The organism is Mucilaginibacter pankratovii, assembly GCF_014773265.1.
Taxonomy (GTDB): Bacteria; Bacteroidota; Bacteroidia; order Sphingobacteriales; family Sphingobacteriaceae; genus Mucilaginibacter; species Mucilaginibacter pankratovii.
On sequence record NZ_JACWMY010000004.1, the window covers coordinates 236,976 to 259,876 of the forward strand.

A 22,901-nucleotide genomic window follows, 5' to 3' on the forward strand; every position below is an offset into this window, starting at 1 on the left:
TTTAAACCATCAAAACCAATTCTCATGAGAAAAATATTGCTAATTGCGCTGTTCGTTACAGCAGCATTAATCCGCCCTGCGTCGGCGCAAGTATTAACCAAATATGGCGACAACGTAGGTACACTGGATGGCATCATGAAAGCCTACTATGACGTGGTTACCGTAAAAAAGGGAGAGATGCCCAGCTATCAGCGCGATAGCTGCCTGCACATACCCGACCCGCGTGTAGGATACGTGATGCAAAAGAAGGATGGAAGCAAGGCACTACATTACATGACATTGCCCGAGTACCATCAATTAAGCGATGCCTCGCTGGCCAAGGAGGGCTTTGTAGAAGCAGAGATAGCGCGCAAGGTGGAAAAGTTTGGCAGCATTTACCATGTTTGGAGCACTTATGAAAGCCGTACTGTTGCAGGCGGGCCGGTAACCGCGCGTGGCATTAACAGCATAGAATTGTATAATGATGGCAAACGTTTCTGGCTGATTGCCTGGTATTACGATGGAGAGAGCAAAACCAACCCGATACCTAAAGAATATTTGAAATAACAGGGGATGGGAGAAAAATTCTCGCTGAAGGTTGAAGATGGTCTCTTAAAACAGCTTGTAAAACAGCAATTAAATATATCAGGGTTTTTGTCCCGCTTATTCGGCCCGATAAACAGCCCTGATTACCGGGCTATGTGCGAAGGCCTGGTAGCCTATCATAATAAGGACGGCGGCTCACCGGAGGTAGCAGAGTTTGAAATTATTGATAGCGGTTTTAATGTTGAAAGTCTGTCGGGTTATTGTAAATGCAAATTCGGCATCCACTTTCATTACACCTGCTCTGATGTGCACAACGATGCAACAGATACAATACGCTGGGATTTTGCACTCGATACCTCCAATCGTAATATCTGCTTCAATGGCGAGGAGCCTTGGGTGCGCGATGTGGAATAGCACCTGGGTAATATACCTGCACGCAATATTTAGTTGAATACTTTCTCTTTTATTAATTATTTAATAATGGGTAATATATATTATACTATTGAGCAATATAATCTTACCTTTAGTATAACCAAAGCGGTAGCACTTCTACCATTTATAAACCTTTAAATTATACAAAAATGAGAAACAAACTATTCTACAGCCTTGTAATGGGCCTTGTTTTGGCCTGCTTTTATTCGTTCACTGTGGTTAAACCCGCGCCTGTTAAACCGGCAAAAAAGGCGGCGGTCACCCGCAAATTCACTTGCAACGCTACGGTTACCTTCGTTAGCAAAGTTTACAACGGAGATGGCACCGTAACCGTAACCTGGAGTGGCACTAACGCCAGCTATTACACTTATGGCGGTTATTATCGTTGCAGCACTACCGGAGGTTTTGGCAGTACTACTTACAGTACCTCTGTTACCATCCCGGTTAATTGCGGTGGCACCTTAAATGTAACCGCCCGTTGTTACGACGGTTCCTTAGGTACTTATTTTAATACCACCTTCTAAAACATCCAACAAAAACCGCTTTGATGAACAAGCCCGTAGAAAGCCCCCCATTTCTATGGACTTGATTTAACCCTCCAGTACTCCCCGCTTTTCTTGAAGCCCAATACACATTCCTGCATTTTTCCAACTTTCGGACTAATTCCTTACCTTCGCCACCCATAAACTCATACTAAATTATGAAATTATTAGAAGGAAAAACCGCGCTGATCACTGGTGCATCTAAAGGTATAGGCCGTAAAATTGCCGAGAAATTTGCCGAGCATGGCGCTAACGTAGCTTTCACCTACCTTTCTTCGGTAGAAAAAGGGCAAGCACTGGAAGCTGAACTGCAAAGCTTTGGCACGCAGGTAAAAGGTTACCGTAGCGACGCTTCCAAATTCGACGAAGCCGAGAAACTAATAAACGATATTGTGGCCGATTTTGGCACTTTACATATAGTGGTGAACAACGCCGGCATCACTAAAGACGGCCTGCTGATGCGCATGACCGAAGAAGCATGGGACGAAGTTTTGAATGTGAACTTAAAATCCATCTTCAACGTAACCAAAGCGGCATCAAAAATTATGATGAAGAACCGCCAGGGTGTGTTCATTAACATGAGTTCGGTAGTAGGTGTGCAGGGCAATGCAGGCCAGGCTAATTATGCCGCCTCAAAAGCGGGTATCATTGGTTTCTCCAAATCCGTAGCAAAAGAATTAGGCTCGCGTAATATCCGTACCAATGTGGTTGCCCCGGGCTTTATCCGCACCGAAATGACCGACGTGCTGGACCCTAAAGTAGTAGAGGGCTGGGCAGCAGCAATACCATTAAAACGTGCCGGCGAGGTAGAAGACGTGGCCAACGCCTGCGTGTTCCTGGCATCAGATATGGCAGCCTACATCACCGGGCAGGTAATCCCTGTTGATGGCGGGATGTTGTAGTAAGCCAAAAGCATAAAGATGAAAGCCAAAAGCCGCGAAGGTTTTTGGCTTTTTTGTTTTATATTGGAAGTGAAATAAACCTGATGCGCCAAACCCTATTTATCGTTTTATTGCTGCTGCTAACTTGTTGTGCTTTTGGGCAGAAGAAGCGGCCGGCTCGCCTACCTCGCCCCCTTACAAAGGTGGAAGAGGAGAGAGCAGAGCGAAACTTTCAATGCCTGCATACGAATAGATATTCGGCAAAGGAACGGCGTTCTTTCTTTCCCTTTGCCAACGCCGGCAAAATAAAACTCATTTCTTTTGAATACACTGAGCCGCATGACCCGATTATATATGGTAGCGAGGGAAAGATAATTAGTGGGAGCCAGGTTGATAGCGATACCGTGGCTGTTATTGCCGCTTTGGCACCTAATAGATTCGCGGTCAACTACCGTAAAATAAAAGAGGAAAAAACACTCAGTGGTGGCGGTATCGACTCGCTAACGGATATTCTATACAATGTTGGCTATACACCCGTAAAGGGGACATTCTACCGTATTGAAAAAGAAATGAGTTGCTACGAACCAAGAAACGCGATATTGTTTTTAGATAGTGCAGGAAACATTACCCAATATATCAAATTCTGCTTCCAGTGCTGGAAATATTACTATAGCTCGTCTAAGACAAAACCGGTTGAATATTGCGAACAGAAGTACGATATGCTAAGGACGTTTTTTATAAAGCGAGGCGTAAAGTATGGCGCGGAGACGACGGAGGATTAAATATAAATGGGTCGGCGGATCATCCCATCCGTCGGCCCATTTATATCGCAACTAACCTAATTACTTAGCGTAAGCTGCTGCAAATTCTACCGCAAAATCTTCCAGTTTGGTTTTGCTAAATTCGGGTTTGTGTTGCAGGTAATCGTCAAAAAGGATGCCTTCCCTTACAGCTGCACCCATTTCGGTATAGCTGCGCGAAAATTCTTGCGGCAGGCCGGCATCCAGCATGCCTTGCAGGGATTGCTCGTCTGTAAATTCTACCCATTTCAAATCAGGTTTGCCAATGGCTTTGCCTAAAACAGAGGCTACGTCATCAAATGTGCGCTCGTCGCTGGTAATATAGCGGATAGTTTTACCGGTAAAGGGCTGCTGCAATTCGTAAGCCGCAACTTCGGCAATATCGCGGGGGTGTACCATTACTTGGGTATTATGACCAGGATAGTTAGCGCCAATGATACCGGCATGTTTTACCATAGCAATACTGTTGAAGAAATTGGTGTAAAAGAACGCCGGGCGCAGGATACGGATATCAACGCCATCCAATTGATTAAAGGTTTGCTCCACATCATGGATGCCCGAGATAGGGCCTGTACCACCATCGATATGTGCACCAATGCTGCTTAAAAGCACCACCTTTTTAATGCCGCTTGCTTTAATGGCTTCGGCGTACTTAATGCCCACGCCGCCAATGTGCGCACGGAAGTTATCGGAACTAAGATCATTCGGTATCATAGCATACAATGCATCGGCACCGGTGAATGTTTTGGTTAAAAAGGCCACATCGCTAACCGAACCGATTGCGGGCACGCCGCCAAGGGCTTCAATTTCGGCGGCTTTATCTGCGCTGCTGCTGATTACGGTTACATTGTGGCCTGCAATAATTAAGTTTATGGCTAAGGGTTTACTAATGTTCCCCAATGAGCCTGTTAAAATGATTTTCATGATAATTATATTTTTTATTTGTTGGGACAAAGTTATATTTGTACTTACTTTTTTACAAGTACTTACCCTTAAGTAAGCAAGCGTGATGACACAGATAAAAGAAAACTCCACATGGACTTTAATAAAGAACTAAGCATGCAGGCCTGCCCGGTGAGCTTTGTAATGAACAAGATAGGCGGCCACTGGAAACCCATCATTCTTTACCAGTTGATGAGCGGCCCCAAACGCTACAGCGAACTGAAACGCGCGATACCAACCATTACCGAAAAAATGCTGATTCAGCATTTAAAACAGCTACAGGCCGATGGCCTGGTTGATCGCCATGCCGAGCCTGTGGTACCACCATACGTCATCTACAAGTTTAGCGATAGGGGTGAGAGTATAAAGCCCGTGTTGAATGCCATAGCTAAATGGGGCTACGAGCAATGGAGCGCCGATAATATTTAACAGGCAGAAAAATCAAAGCTTATCACAATAATTTCGCATTTTGCGGGTATGGATTGTATGCGCATTACTCACCATTTACCATTCACTATTAATTACTAATGTCAATTACCTGGGGATCTGTTTCGGGATGGTGGGTGCCGGCTTGCCTTGTATTAGGTTTGCTTTATGCCTGGCTCATGTATCGCCAGCCGGTGCAACTGGCCAAGGCAGTAAGGTATGTGCTGTTTGCCTTGCGGGCTGTGGTGGTTACGCTCTTAGCATTATTGCTCGTGTCGCCGCTAATTAGATCCGTAAGCTACCAGCCGCAAAAGCCGGTGATATTGATAGCGCAGGATAATTCGCAATCGGTGAAGCTGTTTCAGGGAGCCTCACCTAAATCCTCTCCAAAGGATAGGACTTCTAATTCCCCCTCCTCTGGAGAGGGCCGGACTGAGGCCGCGCTCGCCCAACTCAAAACCCAGCTCGGGGATGGCTACGAAGTGCACGAGTTCAATTTTGATAAGGACCTGCACAACGGTCTCTCCAATACCTTCAACGGCAAGCAAACCGATATTTCATCTGCCCTGCACCAACTGAACGACCGCTTTGTAAACCGCAACATAGGCGCTCTGGTACTGGCTACCGATGGCCTCTACAACCTCGGCACCGATCCACAATACGAAGCCCGCAATATCAAAACCAGTATTTATACCATCGCCCTTGGCGATACAACCCCACGCCGCGACCTTCTGATAGGTAATATCAACTACAACAAAACCGCTTACTTAGGGAATGATTTCGAGGTGGAGATACTGGCCGAAGCCTACCAAAGTACGGGTGAAACCATGCGGCTAACTGTTAGCGAAGATGGCCGGCAGGTTAGCAGTCAAAACATCGCTATCACTGCTGCCGCCTTTAAAAAAGTTATCCCTCTAAAGCTGAACGCCGATAAAAAGGGTGTCCGTAAATTTACGGTAAACCTGGCCCCGGTAAAAAATGAGCTATCGGTACAAAACAATACCGAAACCTTTTATATAGAGGTGTTGGATGCAAGGCAAAAGATCTTGCTGCTTTATGATGGCCCGCACCCGGATATCAGCGTGATCAAACAATCGGTAGAAAGTAACCGCAACTTTGAGGTAAAGGCAAGTTTAATGACGGACATTGCCTCTCTCAATGTAAGCGATTATAGCCTGGCCATACTATACCAGCTCTCCGCAGCCAGTTACAATAAGGCGCAAAACATTTTAACGGGCAAAATGCCTTTGTGGTTGATGTCGGGCGCGCAGGCGGATATGGCTGCTTTTAACCGGGCGCAAAAAGTGGTAACCGCAAATGCCGGAAGGGATGATGTGCAGGAAGTTTTCGCGCAGCCGATGTCAACCTTTATGGCCTTCACGCTTTCAGATTCTACCCAAAACAAAATTGCCAAACTGCCGCCTTTACTGGCCGCTTATGGTACCTACGAGGCACAGCCCAATGCTGCTGTACTGCTGAAGCAAAAGATAGGCAGCGTGCCTACTAATTACCCCTTGCTGGCCTTTAGCGATGAAGGTGGCCGCCGCACTGCCGTGCTTACCGCCGAAGGGCTTTGGCGCTGGCAATTGGCCGAGTACCGCGAATATGGTAACCATCATGCTGTAGAAGAATTGTTTAGCCAGGGCGTGCAATACCTCACAGCCAATGCTAACCGCGAACGTTTCAGGGTGTATCCATCCAAAAACGTGTTTGATGAAGGCGAGAATGTGCTGCTGAACGCCGAATTGTACAACGATGCGCTGGAATTGGTGAATACCCCCGATGTACGCATCGCGTTAAAAAGCAGGGACGGTAAAAACTACAGTTTCCTGTTCACCCGCAGCGGGCAAAGCTACCAGTTAAACGCAGGTACATTACCTGTTGGCGAGTACAGCTATTCGGTCATGGCCAAAAACGGGAAGCAGCAATACACTGCCAACGGGCAGCTCACCGTAAAACAATTGAACCTGGAAACCCGCCAAAGCACAGCCAACCATCGCCTGCTGAAAAGCATTGCAGAACGTTCCGGCGGACAGATGCTGTTGCCGGCGCAGGTAGATCAGCTTGCCGCGCTCATCCGCAAAAACGAAAACATTAAAACGGTTGTTTATGAAGATAAGCGCTACAGTGATATGATCAGCCTGAAATGGATCTTTGCCCTGCTGGTTATATTGCTAAGCACCGAATGGTTTTTAAGGAAGAGAGAAGGGGAGGTGTAATCAGTTGGCAGTTAGCAGTTAGCGGATGTCTCCGAAATTCACCTTCATTGCCGTTGGTTTCAACCAACGGTACAATGCAGAAAACGCCCGGCTTTAGCCAAAACTCCCCGGCAAAGCCCGTAACAAAATCATAATACAGCACTCCTCGCGCTTAACATAGAGGATTTGTAAATTTGGCGCGTTAACATCACCACTTATGAAAATCAAAATTATCATCGCCCTGCTGTTGCTCGCCGCAACTGCCACTACTACCCAGGCCCAGCAACTCAATATCGCTACATACAACATCCGTTACGATAGTAAGGACGATTCTATCGCCGGCAATGGCTGGCGGGCACGTTATCCCAATATTGCGCAGATCATTCGCTTTAACGAACTGGATATCTTCGGCATCCAGGAAGGCTTATACCACCAGTTAACCCAACTGAACGATAGCCTGCCCGGTTATAAATGGATAGGCGCCGGGCGCGACGACGGCAAACACGGCGGCGAGCATTCCGCTATATTTTATAAAAGCGATAAATTTAAGATCCTAAAGTCGGGCGATTTTTGGATGTCGACCATTACCGATAAACCAAACAAGGGCTGGGATGCAGCGTTACCGCGCATTTGCAGCTGGGCGCAGTTTAAAGAATTGAAAACCGGGCTGGTATTTAATTTCTTCAACCTCCATATGGATCATGTTGGCGTAGTGGCCCGCCGCGAAAGCGCCAAACTGGTAATGGCGAAGATTAAACAAATGGCAGGCAATACACCCACTATCCTCACTGGCGATTTCAATGTCGACCAAACTAATGAGAGTTATACGCTCATTAATACTTCGGGCTTGTTAAGAGACAGCTACGAGTTATCGCCCATTCGCCTGGCAGCAAGTAATACCTTTAATGGCTATGATGTGAGCAAAGCCGGAGACGCCCGTATCGACCATATCTTCGTCACCAAAAAATTCAAGGTAACCCGTTATGGCATCCTTACCAATACTTATCACGGAAGATTGCCTTCAGACCATTACCCGGTGGTGGTGACACTGAAGTATAGGTAGTTCCGGTTCATAGATCATGGATGATAGTTCATAGGAAAAAGCGCGGCTGCTATGAACCATGAACCATCTGCTATGAACTAAATCTATGAACCATGAACTATTATCTATAAACTAAAAAAACTATCTTCGCTATCATGTCGCCTAACGAAGCCCAACAACTGATACAAGCGCTTACTGCCGAACTTAAACAGCACACTTACAACTATTATGTGCTGGCTATGCCTACCATTACCGATTACGATTTCGACCAGAAGCTGGAGCAGCTGAATAAGCTGGAAAAGGAATTTCCGGAGTTTTTAGACCCCGATTCGCCTACGCAAAAGGTCGGCGGCGATATCACCAAAGAGTTTGTAACCGTAAGGCACCGCTGGCCCATGCTCTCCCTGGGCAATACCTATAACGAGCAGGAACTGGTAGATTTCGACCAGCGCGTACGCAAAGCCATAGGCGACAATTTCGAATACGTGTGCGAGCTGAAGTTCGACGGTTTATCCATGAGCCTCACTTACGAGAACGGTAAACTGGCCCGCGCCGTTACCCGCGGCGATGGCACCCAAGGCGATGAAGTAACCACCAATGTGCGCACTATCCACACCATCCCCAAGAAACTGGAGAAAGGTACTTACCCCGATCTGTTCGAGATCCGCGGCGAAGTGTTTATGCACCTCAAGGCTTTCGAACGATTAAATAAAGAGCGCGTTGATAATGGTGAAGTACCCTACGCCAACCCGCGCAACTTTGCATCGGGCACCATGAAACTGCAGGATTCTGCCGAGGTGGCCCGCCGCCCGCTGGATTGTTTTCTGTATGGATTATATACCGAAAAAACACTCTTTAAAACTCATTGGGAAAGCCTCGAGGCTGTAAAAAGCTGGGGGTTTCATATTGATAATCATAGCCGTTTGGTAAGCGATATCAGCGGCGTGCTCGAATTTATCAGTCACTGGGATACCGAAAGGCATAATCTGAGTTACGATATCGACGGCATCGTTATTAAAGTAAACAACTACTCGCAGCAGCAGGAACTGGGTTTTACAGCCAAATCGCCGCGCTGGGCCATCTCCTATAAATTTAAAGCCGAACGGGTGGAGACCGAACTGCTTGCAGTAACCTACCAGGTAGGCCGTACAGGCGCTGTAGTGCCCGTGGCTAATTTGAAACCGGTGCTGTTAGCCGGTACCACCGTTAAACGCGCCACCCTGCACAATGCCGACGAGATTATGCTGCGCCTGCAACTGCACGAGCATGATACCGTTTATGTAGAGAAGGGCGGAGAGATCATCCCCAAAATTATCAGTGTAAACCTGGATAAGCGCAAGCCCGATGCGCAGCCTGTACAATACATTACCCATTGCCCCGCCTGCGGTACGGAACTAAAGAGGCAGGAGGGCGAGGCCGCTTTTTATTGCCCTAATGATGAAGGCTGCCCGCCGCAGATAGTTGGTAAAATGCAGCACTATATCGGCCGTAAGGCCATGAATATCGATGGGCTGGGCGATGAGACCATCAACACCCTGTACAACCGGAATTTCATCAGGCACATCAGCGATATTTATGCTTTAAAAGATCATACCGACGAACTAAAGCAAATGGACCGCTTTGGCGAGCAATCCATCAACAATATGCTGGATGGCATTGAAAAATCCAAGCAGCAGCCCTTCGAAAAAGTGCTGTTCGGCATGGGCATCCGCTATGTGGGCGCAACTGTAGCTCAAAAACTGGCGGCTCATTTTAAAACCATCGATAAGTTAATGACGGCATCGGTGGAGGAACTAACCGCTGCCGAAGAAATTGGCGGCCGCATAGCCCAAAGCATTACCGAATATTTTGCCGACGAAAGCCATCGCGCAGAAATTGAAAAATTAAGAGCCGCCGGGCTTCAGCTTGTAGCCGAGGAGAAAGAAGTAACGCTGGCCAGCGAAAAATTAGCCGGACAAAGCTTCATCATATCGGGTGTTTTCGAAAAATATTCGAGAGATGAATTGAAGGACATCATCGAGCAAAACGGCGGCAAGATATTGAGCAGCATCTCTGCCAAATTGAGTTACCTGGTAGCCGGCGATAATATGGGCCCTGCCAAACTGGAGAAAGCCAACAAACTAAACATACCCATCATCAGCGATGAAGAATTATTAAAAATGATTACACCGATTATGGGATGATTACACCGATCAAATCAGTGTAATCAAAAAAAATCAGTGTAATCAACATTATAAAAATCAGTGTAATCCAAAAAATAGTAATCGGTGTAATCCAAAAGTATCGGTGAAATCAAAAAAAGTATCGGTGTAATCAAAAAAATGGAATCACAAAAAATTAAATGGGGCATTATCGGCTGCGGCGACGTTACCGAACTGAAGAGCGGCCAGGCCTACAATAAAATAGCCGATAGCAGCCTGGTTGCTGTAATGCGCCGCGATGCCGAAAAAGCGGCCGATTATGCCCGCCGACACAACGTTGGCAAATGGTACAGCGATGCCGAATTGCTGATGAACGATCCGGAAGTAAATGCTGTATCTATCGCTACGCCGCCGTCTTCGCATTTAGATTACGCCAAACGCGCCATTGCAAAAGGCCTCAATGTTTATGTAGAGAAACCGGTAACCCGCAACGCCGCCGAGGCAGAGGCAATGGCGGAAGCTGTAAGGGAAAGCGGTGCCAAACTAACGGTGGCGCATTACCGCAGGGCGCTGCCTATGTTTCTGTATGTAAAAAGCCTGTTGGAGAATAATGCCATTGGCGATGTGCGCACCGTGCAGATCCGCATGTGGCAAAACCGCGAGCCTAAGGTACCTACATACCCCGGTACCAACTGGCGGCTGGACCCCGAAGTATCTGGCGGTGGTTACTTTCACGACCTCGCCCCGCACCAGTTAGATCTGATGCTCTACTTTTTTGGTGAGCCCGAACATTATAACGGCTACAGCCTTAATCAGGCAAATAGCAGCCCCGCTGATGACCATGTTTGCGGCTTGATCGTTTTTAAAAACAAAGTGATAGTAAACGGCTCCTGGAGTTTTAACGTGGCCGAAAGCGAAGCGGTAGATACCTGCGAGATCGTTGGCACAAAAGGGAAAATTACTTTCCCGTTCTTTGGTAAATTTGTTACGCTAAAAACCGAAGCAGGCGAAGAAACCACAGATTTTACACATCCGATGCACATACAGCAGCCCATGATAGAAAAAATAGTGGCTTTTTTTAAGGATGAAGGCCCAAACCCCTGCACTATAGATGAGGCGGTGGTGTTAATGAAAATAATAGACTCGTTTACCCTAAAATAACAATGAATACCCTAACCTTATCATATCCCCCGATGCCTGCCGGAGCGGATAAAAGTATCCTCAAGCCATCTGCGTCCTTCACAAAAAAGGTTTATGGCTCCATCGCTGCAATTTTACTGTTTGTGCTGTGCTACCTTTTGCTTTTTGCAATCACCGTGTGTTTAGCTATAGCGTTTGGAGCACTCGGCATAGGCATTATTTCGCTAAAGGTCCATTGGTTAACTATCATGGTCGGGCTCGGCCTTATTGGCTCGGGCCTCATGCTCATATTTTTCGTCATTAAGTTCTTATTCAAAAAAAATCACGAGGATCGGTCAGATCTGATGGAGATTACCGCTGCAGAACAACCCAATCTTTTCGCTTTCATTAATAAAATAACCGAGGAGGCAAACGCGCCTGCTCCAAAACGGATCTACCTTTCGGCAGATGTAAATGCCGGTGTGTTTTACGATTCCAGTTTTTGGAGCATGTTCCTCCCGGTAAAAAAGAATCTTAAGATTGGACTGGGGCTGGTAAATAGCGTTAATGTATCCGAATTTAAAGCGGTTATGGCGCACGAATTTGGCCACTTTTCGCAGCGCAGTATGAAGTTTGGCAGCTATGTATACAACCTCAACAAGGTTATTTATAATATGCTTTATGACAATGAAGGTTACGAGCGCGTTCTTGGCAGCATGGCAGCAAGCCATTGGGTATTTAAGGCAATTGCCTTTATAAACGTACAGATAATAAAAGGCATGCAATATGTTTTGCGGCAGGTTTATATTGTGTTAAACAAAACATATATGAGCCTCTCGCGCGAAATGGAGTTTCATGCAGATGCTGTGGCGGCCTATGTAAGCGGCTCAAACCACTTGGTTACATCCCTTAAAAGAATAGAAATTGGGCAGTTATGCTATAGCCGCCTTTTAGATTACTGGAACACAAAACTGGCGGAGAATAAACGGTCGGAAAACATATATCCGCAGCAACTGGAAATGATGAGACTTTTTGCCGACAGGCGTTTGATGCCCACCGACAGCGCGGGCCTGCCGGTAATAAAAAAGGGGATGTTTATAACCGATAACAGTGAAGTGGTTATTGAGGACCAATGGTCGTCGCACCCATCAACGGAAGACCGCGAATTGCACCTGGAACGGATAAACCTGTTTACAGATGTAAACCACCAATCTGCATGGTCGTTATTTAACAACGCCGGGGAACTGCAGGTGATGCTCACCAATCACTTATATGCAGGCGTAACTAAAAGCAACGAGGCCGCTTTTGTAAATTTAAATGAGTTTAAAGAGGACTTTAACGCCACTGTAAACACCGATCTGCTTGATAAACGCTACAAAAACTACTACGACCGAAATATTAATGAGTTTGATGTAGATGCCGCCCTTGCAGCAGCCGATGGTAAAAACACCTACACTTTTGATAGCTTATTTACCGATGAGAATTGCGCCCTGCCGCAGGCTGCCGAACGTATGGAAGGCGATGCCGAAATAATGGACACCATCACCAATGTGCGCCTTGATATAAAGAACTTTGATTATAAAGGCAACAAATACAGCCGGGACGATGCCCCGTATATTAAAGGGCTGATAAATACGGAGCACAAAGAAACCGAAGCACGGATAAAGGAGCTGGATGAGCAAGCCTTTATTTACTTTACTAATATTTGCGGAACCCCTGCAGAGCGTGAGGAGCTTGCCGGGAAATATAAAATGCTTTTTGCCTGCCAGAGGGTAGCCGTAGGCCGGTACCAGCAGTATGGCGAGGCTTTGAGCCTGTTTAACAAGATCTATGAAAGTATGCCCTATGCCGAAATAAGCAATACGGTAGATGCAATTTACGCTAAAGAAAAAGATTTAAAACCAGTTGTAAAACAGCTTGTTGCAAATGAAAATATAAACTGCTACCTTACCGCAGCGCAAGTAGAAGAGGTGAATAAATATTTAATGAAGGATTGGGTGTATTTTAACCATCCAAATTATGATAATGAGGCTATCGATGTTTTTAATAAGGGCACCCAGGCCTATATATCAGCAGTATCGAAGCACCATTTTGAAATGAAGAAATATTTGCTGAATTTTCAGCTTAATTTGTTAGAAAACAGGGCTTAAGCAATTATGAAGAGTTTTGCCATACTGGGTTTATTACTCCTCCTGTTAACGACAGGTATGCAGGGATATGCACAAAATTTTGATGTGCCCAAGAACTATGTGCTTAAAACCAGGGACGATTACGCTAAGTATGAACCCGATATTATAAAAACTGCCGACTGGCTGCAGCAAACCCCCTGGAAAGCGCAACCGCAAAAAACAGAGGAGGCTAATCAGTTTTTACTAAAATGGGCCAAAGGTACGCCGGCTGTTACTATCAGATTGGTAGAGGCGGTTATGAACTTATCTGACCGTAACCCCCAGCTGGGCTTTGTTTTTATGGCAGCTTTCTCCAAATATGTTTTGGAGCATAAAGAGGACCGGGATCCAAACAACGCGAATATTGTTGCGGTACGCGCAGTGGTAAAAAAATATAGCGCCGAACCTGCTCATAAACCCGATGAGGATATTGACCATTTGATCGTCCTCGACACAAAAGGGGAGTTAAATGATTGGGTGATATCTACCTTTTCGATGGAGGAAAGATAATACCAAAGGCTTGGGAGTTCCGGGCCTTTGGTGTGTATTAATCGTTTTTCTTAGGCACTTTTGCGCCTTCTTTACGGGCTTCCGAAAGGCCAATGGCAACGGCCTGTTTCTTGCTGGTCACTTTTTTGCCACTGCCGCTTTTTAGCTTACCCTCTTTCATTTCGTGCATGGTTTCTTCTACCTTTTCGTTCGCTTTTTCAGAATATTTTGCCATGATGTTGAGTTTTTATTTCAACCTAAAACATAGCAAACGATCTGCCAAAATTAGCCGGCCGCTTTCTCCAATGCATCAATATCTGCCGAATTGATCAGCAGCAGGTTTTCGGTTATTTTTTCCGCGCTCCAGTTCCACCAGGCTATTTTTTGCAGGCGGGCGGCGGCATCGTCATCAAAGCGCTTACGGATGAGTTTTGCAGGGTTGCCGCCAACAATGGAATAGGGTGGTACATCTTTGGTTACTACTGCTTTTGAAGCTATCACCGCGCCATCACCAATCTTCACACCGGGTAATATGGTGGCGTCAAATCCTATCCAAACGTCGTTACCAACAACGGTGTCGCCTTTGTAGGGGAATTTACCGGTGGGGTGCTCGCTATCAGTTATTTTTTCCCATCCGTTACGGAAGATAGCGAACGGGAATGTAGAGATAGGGGTACTTTCGTGGTTGGCCCCGTTCATAATAAATTTAACGCCCGAAGCGATAGCGCAGAACTTTCCGATGATCAGCTTATCGCCAATAAAATCGAAATGGTAAAGCACATTCTTTTCGAAGTTGCCCGGGTCTTTAAAATCATCGTAATACGTATAATCGCCTACCTCGATGTTAGGGCGGGTGATCATGTTTTTTAAAAATACCAGGTTTTGGTACGGCTCCATCGGGTAGCGCATACCAGGATTTGGTCCGTTAAGCATGGGTGAGAAATTTGAGTGAATTTAAGTAATTGTATCACAATGCACAAATGCATCGTTGGCATATCAGGGGAATCGCCTTTAGAACTTTTACACGCTTATTCAGTACTTATTCGTTTAAAATCACAATGTTCGGGCTTGTTCGGGCTGTTCGCGCCCGATGTCGAACGCGAACAAGCCTAAAAATCAATTGAAATTATCCGCAACTTATTTACGCTTTTTAAGTTAATTGAATTGTATTGCAAAAAACTGCGCATTTATAACTATGTTCATCATGAAAAAAACGTTACCCCTATAATATGCCCATCAAAAAAATCATCGCCCCCTTTTACGAACGGCTTGCCCTGGTATTGATAGGTTTCTGCATATTAGGATACCTTGTGATAGTAGCTAAAGATCTGTTGGACCCGCTCTTATTTGGTTTTTTATTTGCAGTGCTGTTACTGCCGCTGGCCAACTTTTTAGAAAAGAAGTTGCGCCTCCCCCGCAGCGCTTCATCATTTGTAGCTATTTTATTGATGATAGGCTTTGTTGGCGGCATTTTGTACCTGGTTGGCGCGCAGATCTCCAACCTGGCCAGCGATTGGCCGATGCTGAAAAAGCAGGTTGATCAATCTGTAGACGGTTTACAGGAATGGGTGCAGCACGCTTTCCAGATAGATGCTACTAAACAAATGACCTATGTAGACAATACCGCCCGCAAAATAATGGCATCAGGTGGCGCGGTGCTCGAGACCACGTTCGGCGCCATTTCTTCGCTGATGCTGTTCTACATCTTCATCATGATATTCACTTTCTTCATCCTGTTTTACAGGCGGCTGCTCTTCCGTTTTGCGATCTCTGTTTTTGAGGATGATCACTCGCATGTGGTAGTTGATATAGCCGAGAATGTGCAGAAGATATTGCGGCAATATATTTTTGGCCTGTTACTGGAGATGGTTATCGTATCGGCCGTTGCCATGACGGCTTTTTGGATCATCGGTATCAAATACGCGGCGCTGCTTGGGCTTATTGTTGGGCTTTTTAACATTATTCCTTACCTGGGTATTTTTACGGCGCTGTTTTTAAGTGTGCTCATCACCTTTGCAACTGGTACCATCAGCGAAACGGTGACCGTGGGGGCAAGCGTAATTGGCATCCACTTGCTGGATGCAAATGTATTGTTGCCCGCCGTAGTAGGCTCTAAAGTGAGGCTCAATGCGCTTATCACATTCATTGGTATTATACTGGGCGAGATGCTTTGGGGGCTTTCGGGCATGTTTTTGTCTATCCCTATCATCGCCATTTTTAAAATTATCTTCGACCGGATCGACAGCCTTAAGCCATGGGGCTACCTGCTGGGCGGCGATTATGAGTATAAAGAATCGGCAGAAAAGAAAATGAAGACGGAATAACCGCGCTATTTGATCAGCTTATATATACTGATATACAGTGTGGCAGCGTAGGCTATCAACACTACGGTGTTTACCACCAACAGCCAGTTCATATCGGGTTTGCTGTATTTTTTGATAGAGCAAAGCACCAGCAGTGTGATAAAACCCAGTATCAACAGAATGGGAAAGGCCAGCATGTATGCGTGTTTTGGCGTGAGGTAAAGGTGCTGCAATTTGCTGCCGTCGCCCTGCAAAAAGGGGATGAGCGCTATCAGCAATAAAATAAAAAATATACGGACTACAGCTTTCGCGGCTATCTGGCTAACTTTCATACCGGGCAAAGTAAAAGTTTTTGGCTCAAAATGCGTTTATAAATAATTCCTTTATGTGAAAGGGATGATTATTTTTGAGAAAACAATTCCCCTATGTTAGTGCATCGCAAACTAATAACCCTTACCTGCCTCTTCCTGCTGCCCATATTTGTATTTGCGCAACGCAAGCACAAGAAGAGCTATCAACCCAAACATATTCCTACAGTTACGGCAGGTGCAGCGTCATCTTTCCGGATAGTGCCTTTGGGTGTTTTGGGAGGGATAGACGAAAGTAACTTATCGGCTTATATGGTAGCACCGGCCGGCTCTGATAATTACGCCTGCCTGGATGCCGGTACGCTGCATGCCGGGATAGAGAAAGCTATCAAAGAAAACGCCTTCGACGCGCGGAGTGAAAAAGTTTTGAAGCAGTATATTAAGGGGTATTTTATATCCCACGCCCATCTCGATCATATCGCAGGCCTCATCATCAACTCTCCGGAAGACAGCACCAAAAATATCTACGGACTGGCAAGTACCCTCGAAACCGTAAAGACGCATTATTTTACCTGGGAAAGCTGGGCCAACTTTGCCGACGACGGCGGTAACCCTCAGCTAAGAAAATACCATTACAGCGTGTTGCAACCCGGTGTAGAAACCCCGGTAGATAACACAGAGATGCAGGTACAGGCGTTCCCATTGAGCCACTCTAATTTAACCAGCACCGCTTTTTTACTGCGAAGCAAAGATAGTTATGTATTGTACCTGGGCGATACAGGTGCCGATGAGAAAGAAAAAAGCCAGAACCTGCACAAACTATGGGAAGCCGTAGCCCCGTTGGTTGCAGCCGGTAAATTAAAGGCGCTGATGATAGAAGTAAGCTATGCTAACGAGCAACCCGATAAAAGCCTTTTCGGGCACCTTACGCCGCGTTTGCTGATGAATGAGCTGGATGTACTGGCGCAGCTTTCGGGTACATCGCTCAAAGGGCTGAATGTGGTAATTACACACCTCAAGCCACCTTACAAAACCATCACCAAAATAAAAACGCAGCTAAATTATCTCAATACTAAACGGGAGATGAACCTGGTGTATCCGCGCCAGGGCAAGCCGCTGGGGTTTTAGTTACTTATCGTCCAGCAGGTCTACGCAGGTTTTTGATAGGGTGGCGAGTTTGGTTTTCAACGTTGCTAAACCCTGTGTGTCTTTTGTGTTTTTAAGGAGGATGTTAATACGCGTAAGGGTATCATCGTCCGGGTCGCAGGCCTGGGCTTTTTCGAGGTAGGGGATAGCCTTTTTTGCGGCGGCCATATATAGCGCTGTTATTCGTTTGTTTTCGGTGATGTTTGATGCTGTGGCGTTCAACTGGCCGGCAAATACTTCTGCCTGTTTAGCGTAGATATAGCCTAAGGCACGCTGTACCACGTAGTAATTGGGTACGGCGGCGGCAACACGCTCATAATATATTTTGGCCTTTACCGATTGCTCATCGTCCTCATATAACTTCCCTATCGAGTAATAGAAGTTGATCCTTGCCTTGGGTGTAAGCTTGGCGGTATCGGGTAACAGCGCTTCTCCAAGTTCCAACGCTTTGGTAGTTGGGCCTTCCAGTCGGGAGAGGTTAAAATCCAGATAACGGTTATAAACTTCTTCGGCGGTTTGGGCCCTGGCGGTTACGATGGCAAAAACGGCGATCAACAGTAATAATACTTTCTTAGGCATAAGGTAGCAAATTTGTGCAAATATAATCAGCTAACGCAGGAATAGCCGGGGCATTGCATGGGGATGTTTAAATTACAGTAACCATTATGATGCATCATGAAAAATTACCCCAAGCGTATGCCTTTCGCCGCTGCTCAGTTCGCTTACGCCATGGCGCATGTTTACGCGGTGATAACCTTTTGTTCCCTTCGACGGACGGAAGTTGGTGGTAAATATCAGCATATCTCCTTTACGGGGATTTAATACGATGGCTTTCGATTGCATCCTGGGCCGCTGTTCAACTAAAACAAATTCGCCACCCTCAAAATCGGTGCCCGGCTCATTGAGGCAAACCACCAGTTGCATGGGGAAGAAGATCTCGCCATACAGGTCCTGGTGCATGGCATTGTAGCCGCCCTTGCCGTATTTTAATATGAGTGGAGTAGGGCGATTTTGGTTGTGCTGGTGGCACAATTCCGTTAACTCGTTTAAAGTACCGGGGAATGTTTTTTCGATCCCCAAAGCATTCATCCAGTTATTGGCAACGGTGGCAATGTTAGGGTAAATCCCTTCGCGCAGTTGCTGTACTACGCCAGGCAGCGGGTAGTTATAGTATTTGTACTGCCCCATCCCATAGCCATGGTTTTCCATTTGGATGGTTTTGCGGTAAAGAGCATCGTCGCCGTAGTTAGCTATCAAGGCATCACATTCATGTGCCAATAGTATTTTTGGGATGGTGGCATAACCCCTGTCGTTCAGGCTTTCGGTTATGTTCGCCCAATCGGTTTGTTCAATTCTTTGCTGCAGATCCATATTTATACGATGCTGAAATTGTTAACTTTTGCTGCCTCCCAGCCAATAATGGCCGATTTGCGGTTGGCGCCCCAATGATATTGCCCAAACTCGCCGGTTGATTTGATAACCCTGTGGCAAGGTATCAAAAAAGCGACAGGGTTTGCACCAATAGCACTCCCAACGGCACGGCTCGCGGTGGGTAATTCTACCGTTTTAGCTACTGTCGAGTAAGTATTTAACCCGCCCATTGGGATCTTCAGTAATGCCTCCCAAACCTTTAGCTGGAAACTGGTGCCTTTTAAGTGGAGCTTGATGGATGATAGTTGTGACCAATCCCGGGTGAAAATATACAGCACATTCTGCTGTGCCAGATCTACCACCTGGTAATAACTGGCGTTAGGAAATTGCGCGTACAGACTGTTGAATGCTTCGTCCTTGTCATCCGCAAACGCTATGTAGCAAATACCTTTCGCGGTTGATGCCACAATGATGTTGCCAAAGGGTGTTTCGGCGTAGCTGAAATTGATGGAGAGCGCCTTGCCGCCGTTCTTGTATTCGGCGGGTGTCATCCCTTCTATGTTGATGAACAGATCATGCAGACGGCTGGTGCCGGAAAGGCCGGTTTCGTATGCTGCATCAAACAGAGTTGCTTGTTGTTCCTTCAGGATGCCTTTGGCGTAATCCAAACTCAGGTATTGCAGGAATTTTTTTGGACTGATGCCTGCCCAATCGGTAAACATGCGCTGGAAGTGGTAGGGGCTCAGGTTTACTTTTTCGGCCACTTCATCCAGGCTGGGCTGGGTTTTAAAATTGAGTTTGATATAATTTATCGCCTCGGCAATACGATCGAAATTGATGTTGTTTTGTGTTTCCATGATATGAAGATTATAACACAAATGTACCGTGGCGACAAAGGCTAAAGAACCCGAAACTTGCGGAGTTTGGGTTGCACCGATTATAAAGCGTTGTCATTTCGAACCGAGGTACGAGGGAGAAATCTTGTTAGATGCGCAAAGCCGTCGATGCAAAGCGGCTATGCAAATCCGCTTTGCATGTTTAACAAGATTTCTCGTCGCTTCGCTTCCCTCGAAATGACAGCGAGTAATATTTATTCCTTTTCAACTTCTTTTCCCTTCAGGGGAGGAGACTAAACCTCTACTTCATCTCATTCAACACCGCAAACATCTTCGCCCTTATGCCGCTACCGGGGCCGTTGTAGTTGTTCACCATGATGGAGAAGCAAAGCTCACGGCTGTTATTTTTCTGGAAACCGGCATAGGCCTGTACGCCGCTGATGCTGCCGCTTTTCATTTTCATATCGTTGTAAACGGGCAGGCTCTCATAAAAGTCGCCAAACCATTTTTCCTGGTGGGCGGCTTGTAGGATGTGCGCGATGGTAGAGGAGGTGATCCTGTCCTCCGGCGAAAGGCCGCTACCGTCATAGATGTTCATCGAGCGATGATCGATGCCTTTTGCTTCCCAAAAGTCTTTTACCGCTTCTACACCATCGGTGGTAACGGCGCCCTTGCCTAATTTTGTTGATATAGTAGCCAGCAACTGCTCGGCATAAAGGTTTACGCTTTTTTGGTTGAGCCAGTAAACGATCTTGCTCAGTTCGGGAGATTTAATAACAGTTAAGCTATTTGTGGCCGCAGGTACAACTAATGATTTCTCTTTTAAGGATAAGGAAGACGCCGGATCGGTACTTACCGCAATCCCCATTTTCTTTAAGGTATCGCTTAAACGCAAAGCGGCATCATAAGCCGGGTCGGGGATAGCGGCGGAGATGGTTTTTTTGCTTTGGTCGATAGCATAAGTACCGCGCAGGTACATGGTTTTGCTGTTGAAGCCGGGCAGGTAGGGATAGGCCAGGTCGCCGGTTTTGGCGGCGCCGGTGGTGAGCTCGCTTTTGTATTGCAGGTAATAAGTATTGGGTACGGTGCCGGCCACGGTGATAGCATCGCCAACGCCGCCGGTATTCAGCTTAATATCAAATTGGTTCTCGCGCCAGCAAAGCCCGGCAATGCCCGCGCCATAATAGGTGCCCAGGTCCTGCCAGATCCAGCCATCTGGGATGCTTTGGTGGTTAAAGCTCCCATCATCGCCAATAATTTTACCGTTCACTTTTTTAATGCCTGCCTTTTTAATGGCCTCCACCATGGTATTCAGTACATAACCCTCTTTGGTTGTTGCATAGCGCCAGCTGCCCAGGGTAGGGTCGCCGCTGCCTTTGATAATGATATCGCCGGTTAGCGTGCCTTTTTTATCGATTGTGCCGGTATAGCCAACGGTTGTTTCAAACTGGTAGTCTTTCCCTAAAACAAAGAACGAGGTAATACTGGTGACCGTTTTTAGGGTGGAGCCGGGTGCCAGGCCCATATCAGGGTTGGCGGCAAATACCTGCTCGCCGGTTTTGGCGTCCAATACGGTTAAGGAGAGGGTGGCGTATTTGCACTGGCTATCCTGCTGCAGCTTGTTAAATGCTATTTGTAATTTTTGCTGCAGGCTTTGTGCGTGCAGCTGGCTGCCCGCTAAAAGCAGGCTAATGAATGTTATCGACTTTATTTTATTTATCGTATTCAAATCTCTAAAAAATTAAAACCCGACTGAGCGAACAGTCGGGTTGTTTATTATTTAAACCGCAGCGTCCGGCTCTTGTTTGCTCGTTGCTTTGGTGATGTAATAAATTGGGATACCTATTAATACAATGATCAATCCGGGCCAGGTAAATTCTGGTTTGTAAATAATTAAAAGGGTACAGAATGCTAATCCCATTAAAATATAAATGGCAGGCAGTACCGGGTAGCCAAAGGCTTTGTACGGGCGTTCAGCATTTGGCATTTTTGCCCTTAACCTGTAAATACCGATGATGGTAAGTACGTAGAATAATACCACCACAAAAGATATCATATCCAGCAGATCGCCGTAACGGCCACTGAGGCATAGAATAGATGCTACTACCGCCTGGATCCACAAACCAAATTCAGGTACGCCATTTTTGTTCAATTCGCCTGTCTTTTTAAAGAATAAGCCATCCTTCGCCATAGAATAATAAACGCGCGAGCCGGCCAATATCAAACCGTTGTTACAGCCGAAGGTGGAGATCATGATCATTACGGCGATAACTATCGTCCCTTTACTGCCAAAGATCACATCCGATGCTGCTACAGCCACCCGGTCTTTATCGGCAGTGGCAATATCATGTAATGAGAGTACGCCGGTATAAACTACATTTGCCGCTACGTAAATAAGCGTAACGATGAGTGTACCGAAGAACAAACTTAGCGCCACATCGCGTTTTGGATTTTTCATTTCTCCGGCTATAAATGTTACGTTATTCCAGGCATCGCTGCTGAAGATAGAACCAACCATTGCTATAGCGATGGCACCTAAAGCGGCGTTAATTGCATAAGGGCCATAATCGCCTGGCTTGCTGGCTGCAGCGCCAATATCAAGTTTATGCATGTCCCAGGCGTTGGTCCAGTTGGCGCTCCATATTTCGGGTTTAAGGGCTAAAAAGCCGAAAATGATCAACCCGAACAAGCTTAAGAGCTTGGTCATGGTGAAAGTGGTTTGTATCAGTTTACCGCCTTTTACGCCTTTGGTATTGATAAAGGTAAGCAGGAAAATAAGTACGATGGAAACTAATTGTGCCGCGCTAATCTTCACAAAGCCCTGTTGAAAAAGGATGTTGTCTTCGCTTACTGCCGGTATTAAATAAGCCGTAAATTTGGAGAAGGCTACACCAACAGCGGCAATAGTGCCGGTTTGTATCACCGCGAAGAAGCTCCAGCCGTATAAGAATGCGATGAGTTTGTTGTACGATTCTTTTAAGTAAATGTATTGCCCGCCTGCTTTGGGGAACATGGCGCTTAATTCGCCATAACTAAGGGCTGCGGTAAGGGTCATGAAACCGGTGATGAGCCAAACGGCTATCAGCCAGCCGGCCGAACCAACGTTGCGGGTAATATCCGCGCTTACAATAAATATCCCGGAACCGATCATCGAGCCTGCTACCAGCATGGTGCCGTCGAGCAAGCTCAGCTCGTGTTTCATTTTAGGTTGAGAAGTATCTGATGCCATCAA

Annotated in this window: 23 protein-coding genes; 14 read left to right on the forward strand and 9 right to left on the reverse strand. The window is 46.3% G+C overall.

All coding sequences use genetic code 11. The features are described 5' to 3' along the window. Positions 1 to 24 precede the first annotated feature (24 nt). The 5 genes from IDJ77_RS09555 (at position 25) to IDJ77_RS09575 (ending at position 3,162) form a co-directional block, all read left to right on the forward strand. A complete protein-coding gene (locus tag IDJ77_RS09555) occupies positions 25 to 546 on the forward strand; it encodes a hypothetical protein (RefSeq protein WP_191188715.1) in 522 nt (173 codons plus the stop codon). A gap of 6 nt (positions 547 to 552) precedes the next feature. After that, complete coding sequence (locus IDJ77_RS09560; protein WP_191188716.1) at positions 553 to 939, forward strand: hypothetical protein; 387 nt, start codon at positions 553 to 555, stop codon at positions 937 to 939. A 167-nt stretch (positions 940 to 1,106) separates the two neighbouring features. After that, on the forward strand, positions 1,107 to 1,481 hold the full coding sequence (locus IDJ77_RS09565; RefSeq protein WP_191188717.1) for a hypothetical protein: 375 nt from the start codon (positions 1,107 to 1,109) through the stop codon (positions 1,479 to 1,481). Positions 1,482 to 1,657: 176 nt separating this feature from the next. Next, complete coding sequence (fabG, locus tag IDJ77_RS09570; protein ID WP_191188718.1) at positions 1,658 to 2,401, forward strand: 3-oxoacyl-[acyl-carrier-protein] reductase; 744 nt, start codon at positions 1,658 to 1,660, stop codon at positions 2,399 to 2,401. Between the two features lie 182 nt (positions 2,402 to 2,583). Continuing rightward, positions 2,584 to 3,162 (forward strand): hypothetical protein, encoded by a 579-nt coding sequence (locus IDJ77_RS09575; RefSeq protein WP_191188719.1) that lies wholly within the window; start codon positions 2,584 to 2,586, stop codon positions 3,160 to 3,162. A 60-nt stretch (positions 3,163 to 3,222) separates the two neighbouring features. On the opposite strand, the gene IDJ77_RS09580 is transcribed toward IDJ77_RS09575, so the two are convergent. Beyond that, positions 3,223 to 4,104 carry an NAD(P)H-binding protein gene (locus IDJ77_RS09580; protein WP_191188720.1) on the reverse strand — a complete coding sequence of 294 codons (882 nt, stop codon included), beginning with the start codon at positions 4,102 to 4,104 and terminating at the stop codon, positions 3,223 to 3,225. Positions 4,105 to 4,215: 111 nt separating this feature from the next. Here IDJ77_RS09580 and IDJ77_RS09585 point away from each other — a divergent pair, with 111 nt between their 5' ends. The 7 genes from IDJ77_RS09585 to IDJ77_RS09615 all read left to right on the forward strand — a co-directional run bounded on the left by IDJ77_RS09585 (position 4,216) and on the right by IDJ77_RS09615 (position 13,726). Then, a complete protein-coding gene (locus tag IDJ77_RS09585; RefSeq protein ID WP_224751031.1) occupies positions 4,216 to 4,551 on the forward strand; it encodes a winged helix-turn-helix transcriptional regulator in 336 nt (111 codons plus the stop codon). 98 nt (positions 4,552 to 4,649) lie between these two features. Further along, positions 4,650 to 6,767: a vWA domain-containing protein gene (locus tag IDJ77_RS09590; protein WP_191188721.1), complete on the forward strand. Its 2,118-nt coding sequence runs from the start codon at positions 4,650 to 4,652 to the stop codon at positions 6,765 to 6,767. A gap of 196 nt (positions 6,768 to 6,963) precedes the next feature. Next, a complete protein-coding gene (locus IDJ77_RS09595) occupies positions 6,964 to 7,809 on the forward strand; it encodes an endonuclease/exonuclease/phosphatase family protein (protein WP_191188722.1) in 846 nt (281 codons plus the stop codon). A 134-nt stretch (positions 7,810 to 7,943) separates the two neighbouring features. Further along, positions 7,944 to 9,971, forward strand: a complete 2,028-nt coding sequence (gene ligA / locus IDJ77_RS09600; RefSeq protein ID WP_191188723.1) for an NAD-dependent DNA ligase LigA — start codon at positions 7,944 to 7,946, stop codon at positions 9,969 to 9,971. A 138-nt stretch (positions 9,972 to 10,109) separates the two neighbouring features. Next, entirely contained in the window at positions 10,110 to 11,090 is a 981-nt protein-coding gene (locus IDJ77_RS09605; RefSeq protein WP_191188724.1) for a Gfo/Idh/MocA family protein, read from the forward strand. Between the two features lie 2 nt (positions 11,091 to 11,092). Beyond that, entirely contained in the window at positions 11,093 to 13,198 is a 2,106-nt protein-coding gene (locus IDJ77_RS09610) for a M48 family metallopeptidase (RefSeq protein WP_191188725.1), read from the forward strand. A gap of 6 nt (positions 13,199 to 13,204) precedes the next feature. Then, positions 13,205 to 13,726: a hypothetical protein gene (locus tag IDJ77_RS09615; RefSeq protein ID WP_191188726.1), complete on the forward strand. Its 522-nt coding sequence runs from the start codon at positions 13,205 to 13,207 to the stop codon at positions 13,724 to 13,726. A gap of 37 nt (positions 13,727 to 13,763) precedes the next feature. On the opposite strand, the gene IDJ77_RS09620 is transcribed toward IDJ77_RS09615, so the two are convergent. Both IDJ77_RS09620 and IDJ77_RS09625 read right to left on the reverse strand, forming a co-directional pair. Then, entirely contained in the window at positions 13,764 to 13,940 is a 177-nt protein-coding gene (locus IDJ77_RS09620; RefSeq protein ID WP_191188727.1) for a DUF6496 domain-containing protein, read from the reverse strand. A 50-nt stretch (positions 13,941 to 13,990) separates the two neighbouring features. After that, positions 13,991 to 14,638 carry a Vat family streptogramin A O-acetyltransferase gene (locus IDJ77_RS09625; RefSeq protein ID WP_191188728.1) on the reverse strand — a complete coding sequence of 216 codons (648 nt, stop codon included), beginning with the start codon at positions 14,636 to 14,638 and terminating at the stop codon, positions 13,991 to 13,993. 296 nt (positions 14,639 to 14,934) lie between these two features. Between IDJ77_RS09625 and IDJ77_RS09630 the strand changes: the two genes are divergently transcribed. Then, positions 14,935 to 16,029, forward strand: coding sequence for an AI-2E family transporter (locus IDJ77_RS09630; RefSeq protein WP_191188729.1), 1,095 nt, complete (start codon positions 14,935 to 14,937; stop codon positions 16,027 to 16,029). 5 nt (positions 16,030 to 16,034) lie between these two features. Here the strand turns inward: IDJ77_RS09630 and IDJ77_RS09635 are convergent, their stop codons facing one another. Next, positions 16,035 to 16,340 carry a hypothetical protein gene (locus IDJ77_RS09635; RefSeq protein WP_191188730.1) on the reverse strand — a complete coding sequence of 102 codons (306 nt, stop codon included), beginning with the start codon at positions 16,338 to 16,340 and terminating at the stop codon, positions 16,035 to 16,037. Between the two features lie 93 nt (positions 16,341 to 16,433). Between IDJ77_RS09635 and IDJ77_RS09640 the strand changes: the two genes are divergently transcribed. Further along, positions 16,434 to 17,444 carry an MBL fold metallo-hydrolase gene (locus IDJ77_RS09640; protein WP_191188731.1) on the forward strand — a complete coding sequence of 337 codons (1,011 nt, stop codon included), beginning with the start codon at positions 16,434 to 16,436 and terminating at the stop codon, positions 17,442 to 17,444. On the opposite strand, the gene IDJ77_RS09645 is transcribed toward IDJ77_RS09640, so the two are convergent. The 5 genes from IDJ77_RS09645 to IDJ77_RS09665 all read right to left on the reverse strand — a co-directional run bounded on the left by IDJ77_RS09645 (position 17,445) and on the right by IDJ77_RS09665 (position 22,898). Continuing rightward, on the reverse strand, positions 17,445 to 18,041 hold the full coding sequence (locus IDJ77_RS09645; protein WP_191188732.1) for a tetratricopeptide repeat protein: 597 nt from the start codon (positions 18,039 to 18,041) through the stop codon (positions 17,445 to 17,447). Positions 18,042 to 18,125: 84 nt separating this feature from the next. Beyond that, a complete protein-coding gene (locus IDJ77_RS09650; protein ID WP_191188733.1) occupies positions 18,126 to 18,833 on the reverse strand; it encodes a 2OG-Fe(II) oxygenase in 708 nt (235 codons plus the stop codon). 2 nt (positions 18,834 to 18,835) lie between these two features. Then, positions 18,836 to 19,690 carry a bifunctional helix-turn-helix domain-containing protein/methylated-DNA--[protein]-cysteine S-methyltransferase gene (locus IDJ77_RS09655; RefSeq protein ID WP_191188734.1) on the reverse strand — a complete coding sequence of 285 codons (855 nt, stop codon included), beginning with the start codon at positions 19,688 to 19,690 and terminating at the stop codon, positions 18,836 to 18,838. A 280-nt stretch (positions 19,691 to 19,970) separates the two neighbouring features. Continuing rightward, the gene (gene dacB, locus IDJ77_RS09660) at positions 19,971 to 21,398 is read right to left on the reverse strand and encodes a D-alanyl-D-alanine carboxypeptidase/D-alanyl-D-alanine endopeptidase (protein ID WP_224751032.1); all 1,428 of its coding nucleotides are present in this window, start codon (positions 21,396 to 21,398) and stop codon (positions 19,971 to 19,973) included. A gap of 51 nt (positions 21,399 to 21,449) precedes the next feature. Continuing rightward, positions 21,450 to 22,898 (reverse strand): APC family permease, encoded by a 1,449-nt coding sequence (locus tag IDJ77_RS09665; protein ID WP_191188735.1) that lies wholly within the window; start codon positions 22,896 to 22,898, stop codon positions 21,450 to 21,452. Positions 22,899 to 22,901: the final 3 nt, after the last annotated feature.